Source organism: Acetobacter syzygii, from assembly GCF_000964225.1.
Classification (GTDB): domain Bacteria; phylum Pseudomonadota; class Alphaproteobacteria; order Acetobacterales; family Acetobacteraceae; genus Acetobacter; species Acetobacter syzygii.
Window position 1 is genome coordinate 1 of the sequence record NZ_BAMZ01000018.1, and the last position, 20,853, is coordinate 20,853.

At 53.0% G+C, this 20,853-nt stretch carries 14 protein-coding genes and 1 pseudogene; 6 read left to right on the forward strand and 9 right to left on the reverse strand.

Going from position 1 to position 20,853, the window contains the following annotated elements; genetic code table 11:
• Positions 1 to 232: 232 nt before the first annotated feature.
• From Absy_RS07410 to Absy_RS07445, 8 genes and pseudogenes are all read right to left on the reverse strand, one after another.
• The gene (locus tag Absy_RS07410) at positions 233 to 2,740 is read right to left on the reverse strand and encodes a TonB-dependent siderophore receptor (protein WP_245614771.1); all 2,508 of its coding nucleotides are present in this window, start codon (positions 2,738 to 2,740) and stop codon (positions 233 to 235) included.
• 616 nt (positions 2,741 to 3,356) lie between these two features.
• Positions 3,357 to 4,340 carry a FecR family protein gene (locus Absy_RS07415; RefSeq protein ID WP_048854113.1) on the reverse strand — a complete coding sequence of 328 codons (984 nt, stop codon included), beginning with the start codon at positions 4,338 to 4,340 and terminating at the stop codon, positions 3,357 to 3,359.
• A gap of 110 nt (positions 4,341 to 4,450) precedes the next feature.
• Complete coding sequence (locus Absy_RS07420) at positions 4,451 to 5,035, reverse strand: RNA polymerase sigma factor (RefSeq protein ID WP_084596991.1); 585 nt, start codon at positions 5,033 to 5,035, stop codon at positions 4,451 to 4,453.
• Between the two features lie 313 nt (positions 5,036 to 5,348).
• Positions 5,349 to 6,143 carry an MFS transporter gene (locus Absy_RS07425; protein ID WP_048854115.1) on the reverse strand — a complete coding sequence of 265 codons (795 nt, stop codon included), beginning with the start codon at positions 6,141 to 6,143 and terminating at the stop codon, positions 5,349 to 5,351.
• 296 nt (positions 6,144 to 6,439) lie between these two features.
• Positions 6,440 to 6,652, reverse strand: a pseudogene (locus Absy_RS13010) (IS3 family transposase); the annotation flags it as partial.
• Positions 6,653 to 6,975: 323 nt separating this feature from the next.
• Complete coding sequence (locus Absy_RS07435) at positions 6,976 to 9,546, reverse strand: TonB-dependent siderophore receptor (protein WP_052945725.1); 2,571 nt, start codon at positions 9,544 to 9,546, stop codon at positions 6,976 to 6,978.
• 128 nt (positions 9,547 to 9,674) lie between these two features.
• Entirely contained in the window at positions 9,675 to 10,658 is a 984-nt protein-coding gene (locus Absy_RS07440; RefSeq protein WP_048854118.1) for a FecR family protein, read from the reverse strand.
• A gap of 132 nt (positions 10,659 to 10,790) precedes the next feature.
• Positions 10,791 to 11,396 carry an RNA polymerase sigma factor gene (locus Absy_RS07445; protein ID WP_084596993.1) on the reverse strand — a complete coding sequence of 202 codons (606 nt, stop codon included), beginning with the start codon at positions 11,394 to 11,396 and terminating at the stop codon, positions 10,791 to 10,793.
• Positions 11,397 to 12,381: 985 nt separating this feature from the next.
• Here Absy_RS07445 and Absy_RS07450 point away from each other — a divergent pair.
• From Absy_RS07450 to Absy_RS07475, 6 genes are read left to right on the forward strand one after another with little or no spacing between them, the layout of a single operon-like run.
• Complete coding sequence (locus Absy_RS07450; protein WP_048854121.1) at positions 12,382 to 13,014, forward strand: restriction endonuclease subunit S; 633 nt, start codon at positions 12,382 to 12,384, stop codon at positions 13,012 to 13,014.
• A 7-nt stretch (positions 13,015 to 13,021) separates the two neighbouring features.
• Positions 13,022 to 14,548: a type I restriction-modification system subunit M gene (locus Absy_RS07455; protein ID WP_048854122.1), complete on the forward strand. Its 1,527-nt coding sequence runs from the start codon at positions 13,022 to 13,024 to the stop codon at positions 14,546 to 14,548.
• Entirely contained in the window at positions 14,538 to 15,845 is a 1,308-nt protein-coding gene (locus Absy_RS07460) for a restriction endonuclease subunit S (protein ID WP_048854123.1), read from the forward strand. Before Absy_RS07455 ends, Absy_RS07460 begins: the two co-directional genes overlap by 11 nt.
• Positions 15,842 to 18,811: a type I restriction endonuclease subunit R gene (locus Absy_RS07465; protein ID WP_048854124.1), complete on the forward strand. Its 2,970-nt coding sequence runs from the start codon at positions 15,842 to 15,844 to the stop codon at positions 18,809 to 18,811. Before Absy_RS07460 ends, Absy_RS07465 begins: the two co-directional genes overlap by 4 nt.
• The gene (locus Absy_RS07470) at positions 18,808 to 19,548 is read left to right on the forward strand and encodes a M48 family metallopeptidase (protein ID WP_048854125.1); all 741 of its coding nucleotides are present in this window, start codon (positions 18,808 to 18,810) and stop codon (positions 19,546 to 19,548) included. Before Absy_RS07465 ends, Absy_RS07470 begins: the two co-directional genes overlap by 4 nt.
• Positions 19,549 to 19,555: 7 nt before the next feature.
• Complete coding sequence (locus Absy_RS07475; RefSeq protein ID WP_048854126.1) at positions 19,556 to 20,485, forward strand: DUF5655 domain-containing protein; 930 nt, start codon at positions 19,556 to 19,558, stop codon at positions 20,483 to 20,485.
• 152 nt (positions 20,486 to 20,637) lie between these two features.
• Here Absy_RS07475 and Absy_RS13105 read toward each other — a convergent pair.
• Positions 20,638 to 20,853, reverse strand: a 216-nt coding sequence (locus Absy_RS13105; protein ID WP_219810134.1) for a hypothetical protein, incomplete at its 5' end; no start/stop codon positions are given.

A 20,853-nucleotide genomic window follows, 5' to 3' on the forward strand; every position in this document is an offset into this window, starting at 1 on the left:
TAGTTCAGATAAAAACGTCTCCACAAAACCCGGGGCAATTCAATTGCCTAATTACCCTATGGATCTTACGCTGTGGCACCCGACGAGTTTGGCACTAAGTCGCCTCACGAGAATTGCCGGGGGCAGTCCACGTTTCTTGCAGCGGGGCTGCCCCTCGATTTTGGCGTGGAAACGAGGGGTAAAGTTCTGAAATTACTTAGGAAAAAGACGCTGTCGTTCGGGGTGGGGAAATTTACCAGTTATATGACAAATTCCCGTACACACGCCTTCCCTGACCAATATAACACTGCGCTGTTCCGCAGGATGTAATATAATATTTGTTCGTGAGGTTGGAAATTGTCACCTGCCCGACAAGTCCTTTCAAAAAAGACGCAGCTTTCCCAAAATCATAACGGACACCGGTATCAAACAAAATAAAAGCCGGAACTTTGAAAGAATTCGCCGTATTAGCATAAGTCCAGCCGACATAACGGGCACCGAAATTAAATTCCAGTCCTCTGAATTTCCCTTCAGGAAGAGCATAATTAACAAACATGGACGTCATGTTGCGTGGCACAGCCGCAGCATATTTGCCTTTAAGAGGCAGTGCTGCGCCCTCACGCATATGATATGCTGGCTGATTTGACGTTGGATCATAATAATACGGTACAGTTGTATCATTACTCTTTGAATATCGAACATCGTCATATGTGTAAGATGCGAGAATACGCAGATCCTTCGTGATGTTAGCCTGAGCAGACACCTCGAAACCTTTGGAGGTCATCTGTCCTGTCTGAATGGAATAACCGGGATTTTGTGGATCTGATGTCAGAACATTCGTCTGATCAATGTGAAAAGCCGATGCTGTGAACAGGGCGTCGAAGCCGCGCGGTTTATATTTCAGGCCAGCCTCAAACTGCTTGCCTTCAGTCGGTTTGAAAGCATGTCCTTCCACATCCGTACCTGTCTGTGGCTGAAAGGATGTCGCATAACTGAAATACGGGGCAAGTCCGAAATCAAGTTCATATGTCGCACCAGCCCGCCAGGTAAACGCCTTTGTCGAAAAGGGAGAGGTCGTTGTGCTGCTGGTACCCGTGTACGGAAAATTTGATTGTGACCAGCTGTTTTGTGAAAACCAGTCCTGGCGACCACCCACAGTTACAGTCAATCCTTTGTATCTGATCTGATCCTGAAAATAGACACCGACCTGATCATAGGTGTCTCGCCCGAACCATGACCAGGATGTTGCGTCCGCTGGCCCCATTCCTGGGTAGCCAAAATGCGGTGTAAAATTCCCATATTGGGGCGCGTAAATATTCAGACTGTTCGCATCGGAGCGGTAATACTGACCATTGGAATGATAATCCCAGAAATCGACACCAACGACCGCTGTATGACGGACTTCTCCTGTCCGGTATTTTCCGAGGAGATGTGAATCCAGTGCTACAGTGCGCGTCGTGTTGGGCACAGAGAAAGCCACGCGCGGCTGCGTAACTCCGTCAGAATCAAGCGCTCCGGATTTTGTATAAACATAGCTAAAATTGGTTTTCGACTCCTCATAACGAAATGTCTGATGAAACGACAGATGGGAATTGAACTGATGTGAAAACAGATATTCAAAAAGACCACCGGTTTCCTTGTGATTGTTCCATCCTGGCTCTCCCATGAAAAGATGCCTAGAAAGACGTCCATATTTTCCAGGAAACAGCGTTCCCACAGCCGGAAGATAAGAAGAATACGCTCCATCTTCTGGTGTATAAACGTAGTTTCCAATCAGTGTCAGATCCGTCTTGTCATCAATCTTCCAATCAACTGAAGGAGAGATACCAACACGATGGTAGCGAACATAATTCGTCTGCGTGTCCTGGGAGACACCGATGCCCGCGATGCGGTATTTCAGATTCCCTGACGACGTGATTTTGTCACTGACATCAAATGTTGCCTGATAACGGTTCCAGTTACCAAAACCCACAGATACATTTCTCAGCGGCGTATCAGTAGGTCGTTTCAGACTCTCGTTGATGATGCCCCCAGGGGCCGCCTGTCCATACATTACGGAAGTAGGGCCATTGATCGTTTCAACCCGCTCAATAAAGGACGGATCCAGCGCTACCTCAGAGTTCGAAATCAATCCATCGATAAACTGCGATGAAGAAAACCCCCGCTGCTTAAAAGAACCACCACCAAACCCCGCTGCCGCTCCGTTAGTCTGCTGGCCCATACCCTCAGCATAAATTCCCGGTGTGTAGCGTAACGCCTCTGCCAGATTCTGAACCTGCTGGTCCTGCATCTGCTGTTTCGTCACAACGTAAATCGAATTCGGAATTTCCGTGATCGGCGTATCTGTTTTTGTGCCTGACATGGTGGTCTGCGCCACATAACCAACGCCCGGACCTCTGGGATTCTCCGTGCCGTAAGCCCCCTGAACGCGGACGGGACCAAGAGTTATGCTGGCAGCGGTTTTCGTCAGAATCACGGTTCCATTTCCTGAAACCACATAACTCAATCCTGTGCCCGCAAGAAGCTGCCCCAGCGCCTGCCGGGACGTCAATTGTCCATGTACGCCCGATGTTTTCACACCGCGCAACAGTTCACCCGGTGCTGTCATCTGCAGGCCGGACTGTTTTCCAAAGCTCAAAAGAGCGGAGGACAGAGGCTGTGCCACAATGTTGTAAGTACGCGTGGTCTGGGTGGCGGCCGCTGACAGGGCAGTTGTTGCTGACTGAGCGTGTGCCGGAACCGCCATTACCAGAGCGGTCAACGCCGTTCCTGCGAGAATGCGGGACGCATGAGGCAGGCGGACGCAGGCAAGAAAGGCCGACGAAACAGCGGCTGGCGCGAGACGGGCGGAAACGGGCACGTTTTGGCCGGTCGAGCGGGGAGAGCGGAAGCGGGCCGAACTCGTGGAATGAGGGGCAGCAACATGCGTGAGGCGATCGTGCAAAATACGAAATGTGGGTGCGCAAAAAGCGTCGATCATCCTGCAAAAAACGGGGGGCGTGGTGTTCGTGGAGCCTGCCCGCGCCGGCTGGCCCTCTGTCAATGGCGTCACTCTCTGTCTCTCCGTCGTGAGCGTTGCGGGCCGGAAGCAAGTGGTCTCATTATCCAGTTGAGACTGCCTTGCATTCTTATCCCTTCTACTATGCACAACGATGGGGAAAAAATTTTTCCAATAAAAAAACGAGTCTAGCCGGATTTTTTTGGCGAGCACGCGCAGGTTCGTTTTAAAAAGTTGATTTATCGGTAAATTTTTTGTCGGTTTTTTGTGGTGTCGGGCAAACGGAAAATGCAATCTGATAGACGGCCGGGCTCTGACCAAACCCGGAAGAGGTCACGGCCCATAAAACGAAAGATCAGATGTGAAACTGTCGGCGGACTCAGTAAAGCACGGTCACCCACGGCCCGAGACGCCTGATGTTTGCCTGTCTGGCCTGGGCGATTGCCTGAAGTGCGGCATCTGGATCAGCAAGGCTGTAGGCACCGGAGACCGGCTGCCGTGCAAGGCTGGGTGCTATGATTACCCTGGTCTGTAGCCACGGCCGAAGCCGCTCGATGACACGGCCCAACGGTTCATCATTCGCCAGAACGAACCCATCGGCCCATGCACTCATCTGGTCCGCAGGCCGCTCGGTCGTATGGAACGTGGCAGCATCCGCCGTGATCATCTGTCCTGCGGAGAGGTCCACTCCCTGAGGGGGAAGCTTCCCGCCCCGGACACGAACCTGTCCGGCCTTCACAGCCACGGTTAGTCCTTCACCCTGTCGGCTGACGTCAAACAGCGTGCCGATATCCTCGGTCTCAAATGCGCCAGCACGCACAAGAAAAGGCCGCTTTTCGTCGTGAACAACCGAAAACAGAGCCTCCCCCGCCAGAAGGGTTACATGACGCCTGTCACCACCGGGACCAAAAGTCACAGCACTTGATGGCGCAAGGGTAATGGTTCCTCCGTCAGGGAGTGTAAGCGTTACACGTTCAGCCGTTCCGGTCATGGCATCCGCCCGCAGCCGCAGCGTGATATCCGGAAGAAAGACAACCAGCGCTGCGCAGGCGGCAAGAGCCATAACCCCTGCTACCAGAGTGCGACGTCTGGATTGAAAAACAGGAAAACGGTGTTTGGTTGCTCCGGCGGCGACCTTGTGATCGGCCTGCCAGTTCCCAGTATTCCCAGCAGGAAGAGCAGCGACAATACCCATCGCTTTCTGCGTATGGCGCCATACATCGTCGTTGACAGGCGATGCGGCGCGCCATGCTTGGAAATCTGCCTGTACAGAAGGATCATCCGGTTCTTCCTGAAGCAGGATCAGCCAGTTTGTCGCATCCTTTTCCGCACGGGCTCTGGTCGGGTCGGGGGGCGTCGCCATCAGCATCTTTCAGATAAAACAGGGTTTTATGAGAGCACATGATGGCATGCCACGCGCCTCTATAGCGTTTGACGACAAAGGGATGATTTTTTCCAACGCAAACACTGATTTTATGGCCATTCGACGTGTTCGCGGCACCGGTCCACGGCTGCCGCAACGAGCGTATGGGCCATGGCTAAAGAAATATTGAGGTGTTCAGCAATCTCACGCAGTTTGCAACCACCGAAACGATGCATTTCAAATGCTATGCGCATGCGCGGCGGCATTGCGCTGATGACCACGCGAACAGCATCCAGCGCGGTTTTGTCCCATGCGATCTGATCCGCAGCCGGGTTCGTATCCGCGACGTTATCAGCAAGATGCTCAGGAGACGCGGTGTCGAAAATTTCCTGTTCCCGGACCTCCCTTCGTCCTTTGTCGATCGAGAGGTTACGCACAATGCGGTACAGATAGCGCAGAGGCTCCGATGGCTGTGTATCTGCTGCGGCGCGCGCAAAACGGAGCCATGCTTCCTGAACAATGTCCTCCGCAACGGATCGGTCCCTGACAAGGCTACTGGCATATTTGAGTAGCGCCCGCTGATGCGCGGCATATAGGGTTGCGAACGAGCCTGCCTCTTCCAAAGGGTCCACCTCTCCCGCACCAGCTGGTCTATAACGGCCTGACTTTATCTTGATCGATACTGTGCGACTCATTATCAGTCTCGACTTTTAACGTCTTTCCTGCCAACAGGCAAGGAACGGGATTTCCCGCTAAAAAAACGTATTATTGGAATTTTTCGGCAGCCAGCGTCTGACCTAATGGAGGTGCGACATAATCGACTGCCCATCGCAGGCGCATAGGAGACTTCCCCCTACTCTCTCAACCCGTCACGAAAATCCGCGCAGCCCTCTGCCTCTGATGTTTACACCGGGGCAAACCCGTACCCACTTTCACATCAAAAAAGTCGATAATTGGGTAGGACGTGGAATTCTGGATAGAAATTTTAACCCCACCATTGCAGAATAATTAATATAAATACATAATAACATAATTATATTTCCCAATGAAATAATTAATCAGAGACATCAAAACAATATTTTCGATAGATAATAAAACTGAAAATAAAAAAACTTTATCGTACCCTATTTTCTCCGCCATAACAGACCCGGTCACTCCAAGAATTGCTGCTGCAATAGCGCTTGTACTTTGAAATAATGTGAAATCTATTCCGGGCTGATAAGGTGATGTCAATATCATGAACCGAGAATAGCTAGCAACAAAACTGGACGCCATAAGTGTGGCCTCACAAACAAAAAGAGAAAAAAGAATAGGTGTGCTGAGAAAATGCAGTTTTATCGAAGAGAAAATGACTGCAAGAAGGACAGCATGACAGATGGCGATCATATACATAGCGTTTTTTGCGCCCGCTCTGCTGACCATCATACCACCTGCAATTGTACCACATAAACCCGAAACAACACCGCCAATACCGTTAAAAACACCAACAGCATTGAGAGAAATACTTTGGTCAATCAAAAAAGGACCCGTCAAACCCTGCACTAACCGGCCACTCATTTCATACATAATGGTCAGAACAATGCCACACCATATTTCTCCCCTTCTGAGTGCGTTCAGAAGACCGGGACGCAACTCCTGAGGGCTGACTGGAAAAACCTCCCTATTTTCCTGATTATAAAAGAGCATTGAAGCCGTAAGGCTTAAAACAATAAAAGCCATAACAAAGCAGCCAATCCGCCACCCCAAAACACCGTATAGGCTTACAAAAACACTTCCGCCCAATACCAGGCCAATATTAGGCATCTCCCACCTACGCCATATTGCCTTTTTCCCTCTCGTTTGCCGGGATCTGTTCAATAAGGAATGCATAGCAGGCAATATCCACGATTGTTGCGGAAACCGCCGCATACAAAAGGAGAACGAACAGACCCGAAAATAGCTGAGGGGACCATCAACGGTTTATACAAGGCTGAGGTCATCCATCATCTGGGGCCATGGAAATTCATGGCGCAGGTCGAATGGGAAACCTTCAGATGGGTGGCCTGACGCAGTTCACGGACCTCACGCTCCAACGCCTTGATCCGTGCCGTCTTGGCCGTGGTCGGCCCCGGTTGCGCACCCGCGTCCCGCCGGGCCTGCTTCCACCAGTCATGCAGGCTGTCGCCCGAGCATCCAAGTTTGCCACCAATCTCACGACAGGCAGCTAATAAGCTCGGGTAATCCGATCGATGCTCTTCCAGAAGGTGCACCGTACACTCACGAAACTCAGCCGAATAACGTGATGTTTTCTTCTTCTCTACCATAAGGCTCATCCTCCGAGAGTTTTACTCTCCGGTAAAACCGGGGCAGTTCACCGACCGGACGCGACAAAACACGCCGCACCTATCAGGCAGCCCCAAGTTTCTGGTTACATTGAGTTCTCACGCCTTGCGGCATGACCTTATGAATTGCAGGGACACCCCACGCATGTTGCGCAGCATCACCCACCGAGTTTGACATGGGCCGCCCCTCGCATCTTGCCGGGGGCGGTCCACGCTTCTTGCAGCACGGTTGCCCCTCGACTTTGGCATGGAGACGTGGGGCAAAATGCTGAATTTAATGGGAAAAAGGTGCTGTAGTTCGGGGTGGGGAAATTTCACCACGAATATGAGATATTCCCGTATATTCTCTGAGCTTGTCCATAATAACAGGTGCCTCCAGCCATCCCAGAACTGCATGATGTAACGTAGCGTGTGTTTGCTAAGTTCGAGATTGCCAACTGAGTACGCAAACCCTTCAACATTGGGGACGCGTTCTCGAAATCATAATGAGCACCTACATCAAAAAGTAAATAGTCTGGCACTTTGTAGCTATTAGCATTATCGGCATATGTCGATCCGATATAACGAATGCCGAAATTTACACCAAGACCATGAAATATCTGTCTTGGCAACGTGTAGTCAACGAACATATTCACCATGTTTCGTGGAAGACCAGCTATATACTTCCCCTGCTCACTGATAGTTCCGAGATTGGTTCCATCCATATCGCGAAGTGTTACTTTATTATTGCTCTTTGTGGCACGTGTCTCATTAAATGAATAAGACGCAGTTAAACGGATGTCTTTCGTAACATTGGCATGGGCCGATAATTCGACGCCTTTGGACGTAACAGTGCCTGCATCCGCATTATAACCGGGATGTTCAGTGTCTGTAATCTGATAGTGGTTTTCCTTGATGTCGTAAGCCGCCGCCGTGAGTAAAATATTCGTATTCGGCACCAAATATTTCAGACCAGCCTCAAATTGCCGTCCATTCAATGGTTTAGCCGCCTGACCATTATATTGGACTGAACCCGTTTGCGGAAGAAACGATGTTGAATAGCTGAAATAAGGAGTTAATCCAAAATCCAAATTATACGTAAACCCAGCCCTCCATGTAAATTTGGAAGATGAGTACTTATCGTCTGACTCGACATAAGGTTTAGTAATCACGCCATGCCCAGACGTTAGGAAGTTATCTCCTATGATAAATGGCCCAGCATCATTATACCAATCCTGTCTCCCTCCAAGAATAACAGATAGTTTTTTCCATTTTATCTGGTCTTGGAAATATACTCCGCTCTGATATTGCACATCACGCATATTTTGGATTCTTATATTATCAGGACTACTTAGACTAAAATTTGGATACGTAATATAGTAAACAGGATCCCATATATTTATAGGTTTTGTACCATTCACATCATATGTTATATTCTGAGTCAGATCGACACGCCTAAAATCCATTCCAGCTACGAGAGTCTGCTGGACACCACCCGTATTGACATGTCCGACAAGCCTACTATCCAGAGCCAGTGTGGCATGCGAACTAGCCTGATGCCACGCCCTACGATTAATAGTTTGGTTTTCTTGGAGAGAACCAAACAAATAGGTCTGTTTGATATTTGTTGATGAATCTTCATACCGGAACGTTTGCTGAAATTCGAGAAATTTATTAAACTTGTGCTGGAATTGATATTCAAATGACGCCGTTTTCTGTCCATTTTCATTTAAGGACGGATCTCCCAGAAATCGTGACCGTGGAAGGTAACCGTATTTACCCGGAACCAGAGTGCCTACGCCCGGATAACCGCTTCCTTGTGCTTCCGATGGCGCGTACAGATATTGGCCAATGAGCGTCAAGCTGGTTTTCTCATCAATGTCCCATTTAATTGACGGGAGAACACCAACTCGTTTGTAATTAAGGTAATCAGTTTGACTCCCTTGCGTTACACCTATTCCTGCAATTCTATATTTCAGATTTCCCGACTTCGTGATTTTGTCGCCGACGTCGAAGGTCGCTTCATAACGACCCCAGTTACCGAAACCAACACTCACGTTTCGTATTGGGGTTTCGCCCGGTTGTTTTAATTGAGTCGCGATCAATCCACCGGGTCCTACCTGTCCATAAAGAACTGAAGCTGGCCCGTTGAGCGCCTCAACGCGTTCGACAAAAGCGGTTTCGCCAGCAGCCAAAGCCCCCCCCACAAGCCCATCAACATATTGCGTGCTCGCGAAGCCACGCATCATGATGGATCCGGTACCGTTAGCATTGCCGCCTGCTGCAGAGCCAATACTGGAAGTCCCCAATCGTTCGGCATAAACACCCGGCATGTAACGTAGAACTTCTGCGACAGTCTGGGCCTGCTGATCCAAGATTTGCTGCTTGGTAATAACATAAACAGAATTAGGTATTTGTGTAATGGGCGTGTCCGTTTTCGTTCCAGCGTCAGTGTATGTGGCGACATAACCAACACCGGGTCCTATGGAAGCCTCATGGGCGTTAAGACTGCCGCCGACACGGATCGGGCCAAGCGTGATATTGGCCGCCGCTTTTGTCAGAACGACGGTCCGGCCACCTGTGATCGTGTACGTCAGGCCAGTCCCGGAAAGGATCGCATTGAGGGCCTGAGCAGACGTCATCGTACCGCTAACACCATGCGTTGTCAGAGATTTTGCAAGCTTTCCATCAACAGAAACCTGCCACCCACTTTGCTGTCCGAACCTGGCGAGACCATCTTCAAGAGATTGGGCTGGAATGGAAAATGATCTGACTGTCTGAGCACTTTGGGAAGGTTCTGCACCATAGCTTTTCGTCACAGCGACATTCAGAAACGTCGTACTACCCAGCGCGATGAACCACGCCACCTGCCGCCCGCATCGCTTCATTCTATCGTCAATCGTCATCACCTTATCCGTTCCCATTCGCATGGGTCGTCACAATTGCGAATGCAATGCAACCGCACCCATCATTGGGCTAACGAATGGGTAGAGGGCGTTTTTCAGAAAAAAATGACTTACGGTGAGGATTTTCTCTACGGCGCTGCCAATATTGTCAGCCAGGGCGAAACCTGATGCATCTGAGCATGATGCGCGGCTGCGATCGCCCGAAATGCGCCAATCGGGTCACTTGTGTCATAAACGCCGGTGAGTGACTTCTCCCCAAAGGAAGAACCATAAAGGACGACAACCCCCCGATAGTAAGGCTTGAGCCTATCCACGACGGTGGACACGCTGTTTTCTTTTGCAATAATCTGCCCCGCAGACCATGCTCCTACATCTTCCGGAGCCCCACTCCCTTGAGTGACGCTCACCCCGCTGTTTACGGTTCTAATCCGCTCCCAGGTTCCAGCATTGAGATTATGAAACCCACCCGAAACGTCCTGCACCCGGACCTCTCCTTCCCGGACAGAGACTTCTTCTTCACCCTGAGACATTCTGACGTCGAAAATAGTTCCGATATCCGTCACGGTAAATTTGTCTGTGTGAACCTCAAAAGGTCGCGCCATATCATGTCGAACCTTAAAGAGTGCTTCTCCTTTCAAAAGACGAATATCCCGTTTCTCTACAGAGTAAGACATTTTTACCGCACTTCGCGGTGCCAGTATCAGTTCACTACCATCGGATAGACTGACTGTTCGCGTCTCTGCCGTGCCTGTGACGTAATCGGCCTGCAATCGAAGCAGAAGATCAGAGGACCATATGAAGGTAACGGCAGCGGCTGCCGCGAATCCAGCAATTGAAAACCTCACGAAACTGGCAGGTCTTCTTTTGGGCCTACCCTGCTTGGACGCAATATTTTGTTCCACACTTGAGAGAGATGCCCATTTCTCACGATAAAGCGGGCCGATTTGCCGGAAATTCTCAAGCCCCTGTGTAAGCTCCCGCCACTCTTTCCGATGATCCTCAGCAGCGGCAAGCCACGCTTCAAAGCGTTCCCTGAGCACAGAATCGTCAGGCTCTTCTGAAAGGGCAATTTTCCACTCAACTGCCGTTGTTGGATTGAAGTCCTCACTCACGCTTCGCCTGCACCCTTCTTGTTCGCTTGCCTTGCGTCTGCGACTACCGGGATCAATCCGAACAACACATCTCTTTTTATGCGACGAATGAAGGCTTGCATATTTTCAATGAATTATAGCTTGCTCACCTGATCAGGATTCAGGTGTGGAAAGACGTTTGCGACAATGCTCCATACCCGCCGCGACAAGGGAATGCGCCATTCCAATAGAGACCCCTAAATGAGCCGCTATTTCCCGTAGTTTTCGTCCGTCGAACAGATGCATTTCCAATGCGACGCACGTCCGTTCTGGCAATTCCGCCATAGCAGCGCGCATCGCCCGCATGTCGGATTTTCCCGAAGCCTCACCTTCTGGTGTAGGGACATCCGCTTCGATTGTTTCAGAAGAACTGTCTACCCCATGATCAAACAGTCCGGCCTCGAATTGCCGTCGTCGATAACGGTCAAACGCCAGATTCCGAATTATGCGGTAAACATAATTCAGTGGGTCCGAAAGAACACGGCCTTGTATCACTGTTGCGGTAGTCAGACGCAGAAAAGCATCCTGAACAACATCTTCCGCCAAGCTATCATCTCTCATGATACCTCTGGCGAAACGCACAAGATCAGTGCGGTGTGTCGCGAAAAGCTCGAAATATTTATCCGGCTGTCCCACTCTATCTTTACGCCACGCCCGCCTTCCGGCTCTGTTCTCCCTCTCAGGAGCGCAAGTAAGCCGTGATTGCCTCTCTCGCGCCACCGCAAATGCGACACGTTCTTACTTTCTCCTATCGTTAAACGCTATTTTATGCAAGCTGGAAGAGGAGATAGCAGGGATCGACAATGCCTCCGCGCTGTCGCCTACACGTCGATTATGAGTGAATTATGATGGAAATGGTTGCGGGGGAAGACAACCAACGATACTTGCGATTGGTAGACCGTGAGATACCCCGCATCGCGGCATGAGAGAGTAACCCTGCCAGAGCACATGGGCACATCCAACTAGGATCCTTGTTATAAGCAAGCCGCCTCATATGCGATCCTGTATCATGGTCAATATATGAGGCTACTTTCTTCACTGACGCCTTCGATCCGTCTGCACTGATTACGGTGTGTACACCACACAGGAGGAACTGGCTCCCCTTGAAAAGCCAGAATCACCCTCCTGCGTTCGTGCGAAGGATTTTAAACATTGTATCGGACCCTCTCGGGCCGGAAATATGATCCGCCCGAAGCGTCGGATCATTGATTTTTGAAATGGGGCCAACTAGGTTAATGGTTCTGAAGCATGCCTAGCGGGCTTCGGCCCAGGTATTTGGAAATCGGCTGGTTTACAAGGCCAGTCGGTTTTCCATCCAGCTTGCCTTAGGAGTCAGATACGGCCCCCTAGGCGGAAGCTCATCAGGACTGGCCGGCGGAACTTCAGGAAACCGCCTCCCATCCTTTACCTCAGCGATCCGCCCCTGATTGAGGCCGAAAAACGCTGCGATGTCGTGGTGCCGATCGCCCCGCTCCACCATTCCCCGAATAAGCGCCACATCGCGCTCTGTGATTGTGAGGCCGCTCGGCCTCGCACGCAGTGTCATATGCTTCTCCTATATTTCTAAAGTCAGACTCTGGCCTGACACCCCGTATGTGAAAAAAAATCGGTGGGAAGTCAAGGTTAAATCTAATTATTACGATCCGTAGCATATTACGATTTTATATTCCTTGACGTTGTAACTTGCTACGGATATCACTTTCATATGAAAGATCGAAAGAAAACTGTCTCCCTATGTCGCTCCAGCGCACGCCTTTTGGATGTCGCGGAGGTTTTTGCGGGCGTTGGTGTGTCGCGCGAGGAAAAGGTAGTCCGCTCGGGTAAAAGACTGCCGGTTATCGGAGTGCGTGACTTTCAAGATGGCGCTGTAGCCGCACGAGAAGCGCTAGACACAGTAGGTTTTTCGTCCCCCGCCAAAGCCGCGACCTATGCGGTGCAGGTTGACGACGTTCTCGTCACGGGGCGCGGCACGCTGCTAAAATTCGGCCTCGTAGGTGATGAGACCGCAGGGGCTATCGCCAGCGCAAACATCATTGTCGTGCGGCCCGGCCCTGATGTGGCGGGCGGTGCCCTGTTTGCAATCCTGTCCAGCGATGTGTTTCGCCCAAAGATCGAGGTCCTACGAAGAGGGGCGACGACGCTGCTGTCCCTGTCGCCGAAAGACCTTGCCAAGCTCGAAATCAATCTGCCGTCGCGGAACGAACAGGAGCGCATAGCCGCCCTCGTTAAGAACGCGCAAATCGCCTACCGCACCGCCCTGGAGGCTGCCGAAATCCGCCGCTCACTCGCGCGGCGTCTGATTGACGCTCGTCTATTTGGCGACAACCAGAACAATTGAGGAAAACATGGCCAAGCTTACACGCACCGAACTGGAAAATCATCTTTGGAAATCCGCCGACATCCTGCGCGGCTCCATCGATAGTTCCGATTACAAGATCTACATCTTTGGCTTTCTGTTCCTGAAGCGACTGTCTGATCGCTTTGAAGAAGAAGTTAAGGAGGCCATGCGTCAGGGTCTGCCGGAGGATGTCGCCTACAGCGACCCGGACGAGCACGAGTTCTTTCTAGTTGAACGCGCGCGCTGGTCGTCGATCAAAAAGCTGACGACGGGCATTGGTGACCACCTCAACAAGGCATGCGCCGCGATTGAGGACGCCAATCCCTCGATTGAAGGCGTACTGGCCAATATCGACTTCAATTCCGAATCACGCCTTGGCGACGCCAAGAACCGCGAAGGCGTTTTATCGCGTCTGATCGATCACTTCTCACGCATTGACCTGTCGAACGCCTCGCTTTCCGAGCCGGACATGCTTGGTCGCGCCTATGAATACCTGATCGATAAGTTTGCAGATGATGCAGGCAAGAAGGGTGGCGAGTTCTATACCCCCCATCATGTCGTGCGGCTGATTGTCGAGTTACTGGACCCCAAGCCAGGCATGCGCATTAGCGATCCCACCTGCGGCTCCGGCGGCATGTTGGTTCAGGTCGCGGAGCATGTGGCGAAGCTTGAAGGTAAGAGGCTGGGTGAAGCACTCAACATCACGCTGCATGGACAGGAAAAGAACCTCGGCACATGGGCCATCGCTAAGATGAACCTGCTGCTGCACGGGCTTCGCGATGCGCGAATTGAAAAGGGTGATACGATCCGTAATCCGCGCCTGCTCGATCAGGACGGCAACCTCTTCCTTTATGATCGCGTGATCGCCAACCCGCCTTTCTCTCTGGATAGCTGGGGCGCAGAGGACGTCTCAGGCGACACCGAGAAGAAGGGACATAACCGATTCATCTACGGCATCCCCCCTAAAAATATGGGCGATCTGGCCTTCGTTCAGCACATGGTGGCGACGCTCAACGCTAAAGGTGTTTGTGGCGTGGTGATGCCGCACGGGGTGCTGTTCCGCGGCTCAGGCGACGGGCGCATTCGCGAAGCGATGCTAAAAGCCGATCTGTTCGAGGCGATCATCGGCCTGCCGGAAAACCTGTTCGCAGGCACCGGCATCCCCGCAACTGTTTTGATCCTCAACAAGGCAAAAGCGCCCGAGCGTAAAGGCAAAGTTCTGTTTATCCACGGCGCGAAGAAGTTTGAGGAGCGGCCCAAAAAGAACATCTTGGGTGAAGGCAATATCAGAGACATCTGTGACGCCTTCCGTGCATGGAAAGATGAGGACCGCTTCTGCCGCATCGTCGACGTGAAGGAAATTGAGGAGAATGATTTCAACCTCAACATCTCCCGCTACATCGACACGCTTGAGCCCGAAAAGCCAATCGATGTGAAAGCTGAGCTTGACAAGCTCTGGACCGCCGAGAAGGCACGCGATGAAGCCGCCGCGCGCATGAATGCCCTTCTCAAGGAGATGGGTTATGTCGGTTAAGGTGCCAAAAGGTTGGACTGCCGTGCGGTTTGGCGATGCAATGCGTTTGGAGGGGCGGCGCGAACCAATTGATCCCTCACGCTCTTATAAACTTCTCGGGGTACGTTGGTACGGAAATGGTGCTTTCTTACGTGAAGAGCGGATTGGCCAAGGGTTATCGGCTCATCACATCTATCGGGTTCAGCCGGGAGATGTGATCTACAATCGGCTGTTCGCCTGGAAGGGCTCGTTTGGATTAGTTGGCGACGATCTAGCGGATTGTTATGTCTCGAATGAATTCCCGCTATTTTCGGCGAGACTGGATAGAGTTGATCCCCAATTCCTACTCCGCGTCCTGCAGCATCCGCGAACGTCAGAGCGTGCGGACGCCTTCTCGACGGGAACAACTTCGATCAGCCGAAACCGATTGAGCGAAGACGATTTTCTTCATTTCCCTCTTGTCCTTCCTCCGCTCGCTGAACAACGCGCGATTGCCAAGGTCTTAGGTACGGTGGAGGAGGCCATCGCTAAGATTGAGGCGCTGATCGTGGCGCTCGTCGACTCCAAGCACGCCACCATGCGGGAACTGCTAACGCGTGGCGTTCGACGCGAGAAGGCTCCGATGAAGCGGTTACCAGCGCGCTGGGTACTTGGGCGAGTAGCCGAGGGTATCACGCATATCCCGGCAGATTGGGACCTCGTGACGCTGACGAAGGTTGCTAAACTCGAAAGTGGCCACACGCCCGACCGCAAGGAGCCCACCTATTGGGACGGAAATATCCCGTGGATATCACTGCAGGATGCCGATGCACTCACCAAAGTGACCATCTCTGAAAGCGCCGAAGCCATCGGGGCTTTGGGCTTGGCCAACTCATCGGCACGCATGCTTCCGGTAGGAACTGTAGTGCTTCAACGAACTGCGAACGTCGGTCTTGCTTCGGTCATGGGGCGCGAGATGTGCACCAGTCAGCATTTCGCGAATTGGATCTGCGGAAACAAGCTTGATCCATACTATCTTCAGCAGGTTTTCCGGCACATGTCGCGTGAGTGGGAGCGTCTTGTCGCCGGGAGCGTCCTGCCTGACATCTACATGGGAACCTTCAAGGCATTGCAAATTCTTCTTCCACCATTGGCGGAGCAGAAGAAAATTGGCGAGGTCGGCGTCGCCTTCGACCTGAGGATTGAAGAAGAGCGAAGCACGTTGACCGCCCTGAGTGAGAACCGCAAGGCGCTTGCGCAAGAACTGCTCTCGGGTCGGGTCCGCCTTCCAGACAGCATGATTGCGCATCATCGTGACAAAGCCGGACAAGCTGCATGAACGAGACCAGTGAACAGCTTGAGCGCGAATGGGTTGAGGTGCCGGCGACGGACCTGCTGCGGGTGCTGTTCGATTATAGACCATTGTCTCCAAACGATGTGCGACTGTTGCGCGACGGGCTAGCAACCGAGCCGGTTCTGACGGTTCGCCTCGCGGAATGCCTGAAGCGCCTTAATCCGTGGCTTGGTGATGACGGTGTTAGCCGCGCTGTAGCCACTGTCACGCGGGTTACCGCCGTCGATGTGATGGAGGCGAACGAGAGCGCCTATACGGCTCTCACCTACGGCGTGACGGCCTCCCATACTGAAGGTGGCAGACGACAGGACCGCAATGTGCGGTTCTTCGATTTCGACGATCCATCCGCCAACACATTTGAGTTCGCGAGGCAAGTTGCCATCAGGGGCGCACGTCAGGACATTATTCCCGATATCGTCGTTTACGTGAACGGTCTCCCGCTCGCTGCCATCGAATGCAAATCGCCATCACTGGCCGACCCGATGGGTGAGGCGATCCGCCAATTCCGCCGCTATGAAAGCCGGGATGAATTCGCCGGGCTTGGCGCTACTCGCCTGTTCGAGACGGCTCAAATTTCCATTGCACTGGCGCGCGATGTGGCGAAGTACGGCACGACGCTCACGCCTGCTCGCCAATGGGCTGAGTGGAAAGACCCATATCCGCTCACGCTCGATGCGCTCGCGGCGCAATTGGGTCGGACACCAACCGGGCAAGACATCTTACTCGCCGGACTTCTCGCGCCAGCCAATCTGCTCGATCTCATCCGCAACTTCGTTATGTTCGAGACTATCGACGGACGGCGCATCAAGAAGCTGGCGCGCTATCAGCAGTTCGTTGCCATCGGAAGGGCGATTGAGCGCATCCGGACCGCACCTAACCCACAACGCCGTGGCGGGGTTATCCACCACACCCAAGGCTCCGGTAAGTCGCTGACAATGGTGTTTCTTGCGACCAAACTGCGCCGCCTTCCCGAAGCCGAAAATCCGACGATTGTCATCGTTACGGATAGAACCGACCTTGATGACCAGATCACCGGACAATTCCAGCGTTCAGGATTTGCCAACCCCATCCAGGCCGAAAGCGGAGACGCGCTGCGCAACGCTCTATCGGGCGGCGCTGGAACCACAGTTCTGACCACCGTCCACAAGTTTCACAGCGCCGTGCCGAAACGCTCTTCGGTCATTTCTAAAGCGCGGAACGTCTTCGTCATGGTTGATGAAGCGCACCGGACGCAATATGGTGCGCTTGCCGCTCGGATGCGGGCGGGACTGCCCAATGCCTGCATGATCGCCTTTACCGGCACGCCCATTGACAAAAAGGACCGCAACACCCGTGAGGTCTTCGGCGACTATCTGCACCGCTACTTGATCGACCAGGCTGTGAAGGATGGAGCGACCGTCCCAATCTATTACGAGATGCGCGACGCACAACTACGGATCGACGGCCGCGATCTCGAACGGGATATTCGGGCCATGTTCCCTGAACTGTCGAACGAAGAGATTGAGAAACTGAAGCGTGGCATGCGGCTTCAGGAGAAACTTGCCGGAGCTCAAGTTCGTGTTGAGGCCATCGCCAAAGATATCCTAGCACACTATCGAAGCACTATCGAACCGAATGGTTTCAAAGCCCAAATAGTGACGGTCAGCCGAGACGTCGCCGTGACCTACGTCGAAGCTTTGCGGCAACTCGGTGCGCCAGAATGCGCGCTGATCATGTCCGCATCCAACAACGACAGCGCCCGGTTGCAAGCCCATCACCTGTCCAAACGCGACCGCGACACCATGATTGGCCGGTTCAAGAAGCGTGACGATCCACTGAAAATTTTGGTCGTGTGCGATATGCTGCTCACCGGTTTTGACGCGCCGGTAGAGCAGGTTCTGTATCTCGATGCCCCTCTACGAGAGCATACGCTTTTGCAGGCCATCGCCCGCGTGAACCGGGCCGCTGACGGTAAGACCTATGGGCTGGTCGTTGACTATTGGGGCGACAATCGACGCATTTCTGACGCCCTGGATATGTTCTCGGACGAAGACGGCATAGCCAGTGCGCTTCGTCCACTATCCGAGAAAGTCCAGCTTCTTGAAAGTCGGCACCGAGCGGCCATTCGGCTCTTCGAGGGTGTTGGCCGCGAGGACGATACGACGTGCGTCGAGCTGCTGCGCCCCGACGACATCCGCGCCAAATTCGAACTCGACTTCCTACGCTTTGCCGAGGCCATGGACATGGTCTTGCCTGACCCAAAGGCATTGGAAGAACCCTATCCATCCGACTTGAAGTGGCTATCGCGCATCCGCGTTCTCGCCCGTCGTGCCTATCACGAGGAGCCATTTGATCCGAAGGACTACGGCGCGAAGGTGGGCGAGATTATGACCAGCCACCTCTCGGTGACGGGTGTCGAACAGTTGTTGGTGAAGTTCGATATTCTCGACCCCGCCTTCCGTCCGCATCTAGAAAGCCTCAGGTCGAGCGATGCCAAGGCAGCGGAAATCGAGCACGCCATCCGCCAGGAGATCCATGTCCACCGCGACGAGAACCCCACGGCTTATGCCTCGCTTTGGGAGCAGTTGGAGCGGATCGTCAATGATAGGCGGGAAGCTCGCGTGTCCGCTGCCAGCGCCTTGACCCAGCTTGAAGCAATGGTCGGGCAAGCCGCAGATATTCGCTCGGGCTCAGCGGACAGAGGCGACGGCCTTACTGGAACGGCTGCCGCCATCCTGCCCTTCATTGACGCAGACCTACCAGAACCCGAACGCTCCCGGAGCGCTGCCGGTATCACCAAGGCGCTTGAGGAATATGCCGAGGTTGTCGATTGGCATCAAAAGGAGGACGTCCAGCGACAGATGCGCCGAGCCATCAAGGAGCAATTGCGCAGCTTGGGACTGGATGCGCACAAGGTTGAAGCCACGACGGCAAAGATCATGGATGTCGCCCGCGCGAGGTATGCGGGATGACGGACGCGGCTCAGTATTCCATCGTTTTCGGCAACGAAACGTTTACGTTCCTGATCGAGCGGACGGCGCGTCGGAAGACCGTGGCAATATCCGTTGGCTTCGATGGGGTGCGCGTCCTCGCACCGTCGGACCTGGACGATGACCGCGTCCTCGGCATCGTTCGCAAGAAAGGCGCTTGGCTGCTTCGCAAACAGGCGGCGTATCGCGAACTTGGGGGGCAGGCGGCCGTCAAGGAATTTGTGAGTGGCGAGACCTTTCACTACCTCGGCCGGCAATATCGCCTGAAGCTCATTCCCGACGAAACCGCCGTCACGACCCGGATTGCTGCGAGGGGTTCAACCCTTGTCGCTCCGGTACTACCGAATGGCCATGAATCCATTCAGCGCGCCGCTGTCCGCAGCGGGCTCAGTCACTGGTACCGAGCACATGCGATCCAGCATTTTCCTGCCCGTGCGCGAATGATCGCAGAGATACTTGGCATTCCAACACCGACCGTCAATGTCGTTGACCAGTCCAAACGCTGGGGAAGTTGCGATTCACGGGGACGCATTCGCCTCAACTGGCGCTTGGTGATGGCTCCCATGCCGCTGGTCGACTACGTTATTGCACACGAGGCTTGTCACGTTCTTGAGCACAATCATTCACGGCGATTTTGGCGGTCGTTGGAAACGATCATGCCGGATTACGAGGATCGCCTAAGAAGACTTGATAGAATGGGGCATCAGTTCATTTGGTGATTTTTGTATGAGTGATATAAAACTCTTTCGCACGGACACTGCTTCGGTCACAGAGCTTCGTGGCAGCGCGGTCGCGCTGGAGAAGTCGTTGCAGACCCTTATTGAGCGCAACATGGAAGCGTTCCTCGGTGTGCGGTTTCTTGCATCGGAGTTTTCGACGACGAACGGCGGACGCATGGATTCGCTGGGCATCGACGAAAATGGTTCGCCTGTGATCGTCGAGTACAAACGGGCCAGCAATGAGAACGTCATCAACCAAGGCTTATTCTACCTCGACTGGCTGATGGATCACCGCCGTGATTTCGAATGGCTTGTTCTAGAGCGCTTCGGCGCCGAAGAAGCGAAGGCCGTCGATTGGACGACGCCCCGACTGATCTGCATCGCCGGTGATTTCACAAAATACGATGCTCATGCGGTCAATCAGATGAACCGAAATATCGCGCTGGTTCGCTATCGCCGCTTTAGTGACGAACTCTTGCTGTTCGAACTGCTGACCTCGGCATCGGAGCGGCCCGCGCGCGAAATCCCTGTCAGCGTTAACGCCCAAGCCGAGCCTACGGCAATGCGACCTCGGTCGCGCCAGAAAACTGTTACGCAGTACCTCGCGGATGCGGACCAAGACCTTGTAGATCTCTACGAGGCAACAAAGGCGTACCTGCTGGCGCTAGGCGATGATGTCGAGTTGAAGACTCTGGACAACTATGTCGCCTTCCGCCGCCTGAAGAACTTTGCGTGCGTCGAGGTCAAGCCGCAGATCAGGCACCTTAAAGTTTTCGTCAAGGTCGATCCTGCAACCATACAACTTGAGCCGGGTTTTACCCGCGACGTGCGCAATATCGGTCACTTCGGCACTGGCGATCTCGAAATCATCATCACTGATGTGGCTACGCTGGACAAAGCCAAGCCACTAATGGACCAGAGTTATGACGGTGCCTGAAGAGCCCTCGATTTGAAGTAAGGCCTGTCTATTATGGACAATAAAGAGAGCACTATTTACGCAGAATTAGATTATCGGGCTCCTGAAGGAGCAGCAAGCGGCCGCAACGGCGGCGGGCTATACGGCAAGCACGAGATTAGCGACACAACTCTCTATACGTGGCGTCCAAATACGGAGGCCAGAATGTGTATGGTTGCGGGTACGGCGGTCTCGATTTGAACCTGTGAAACCAAGCGATTGATTTGTTTGATTTTATTTTCGTTCAGCCATGCAGGCAAAGAAAAACCCCACGAACCTATTGGTTTCGTGGGGTTTTCTATATGTCGTCTGGTTGCGGGGGCAGGATTTGAACCTGCGGCCTTCAGGTT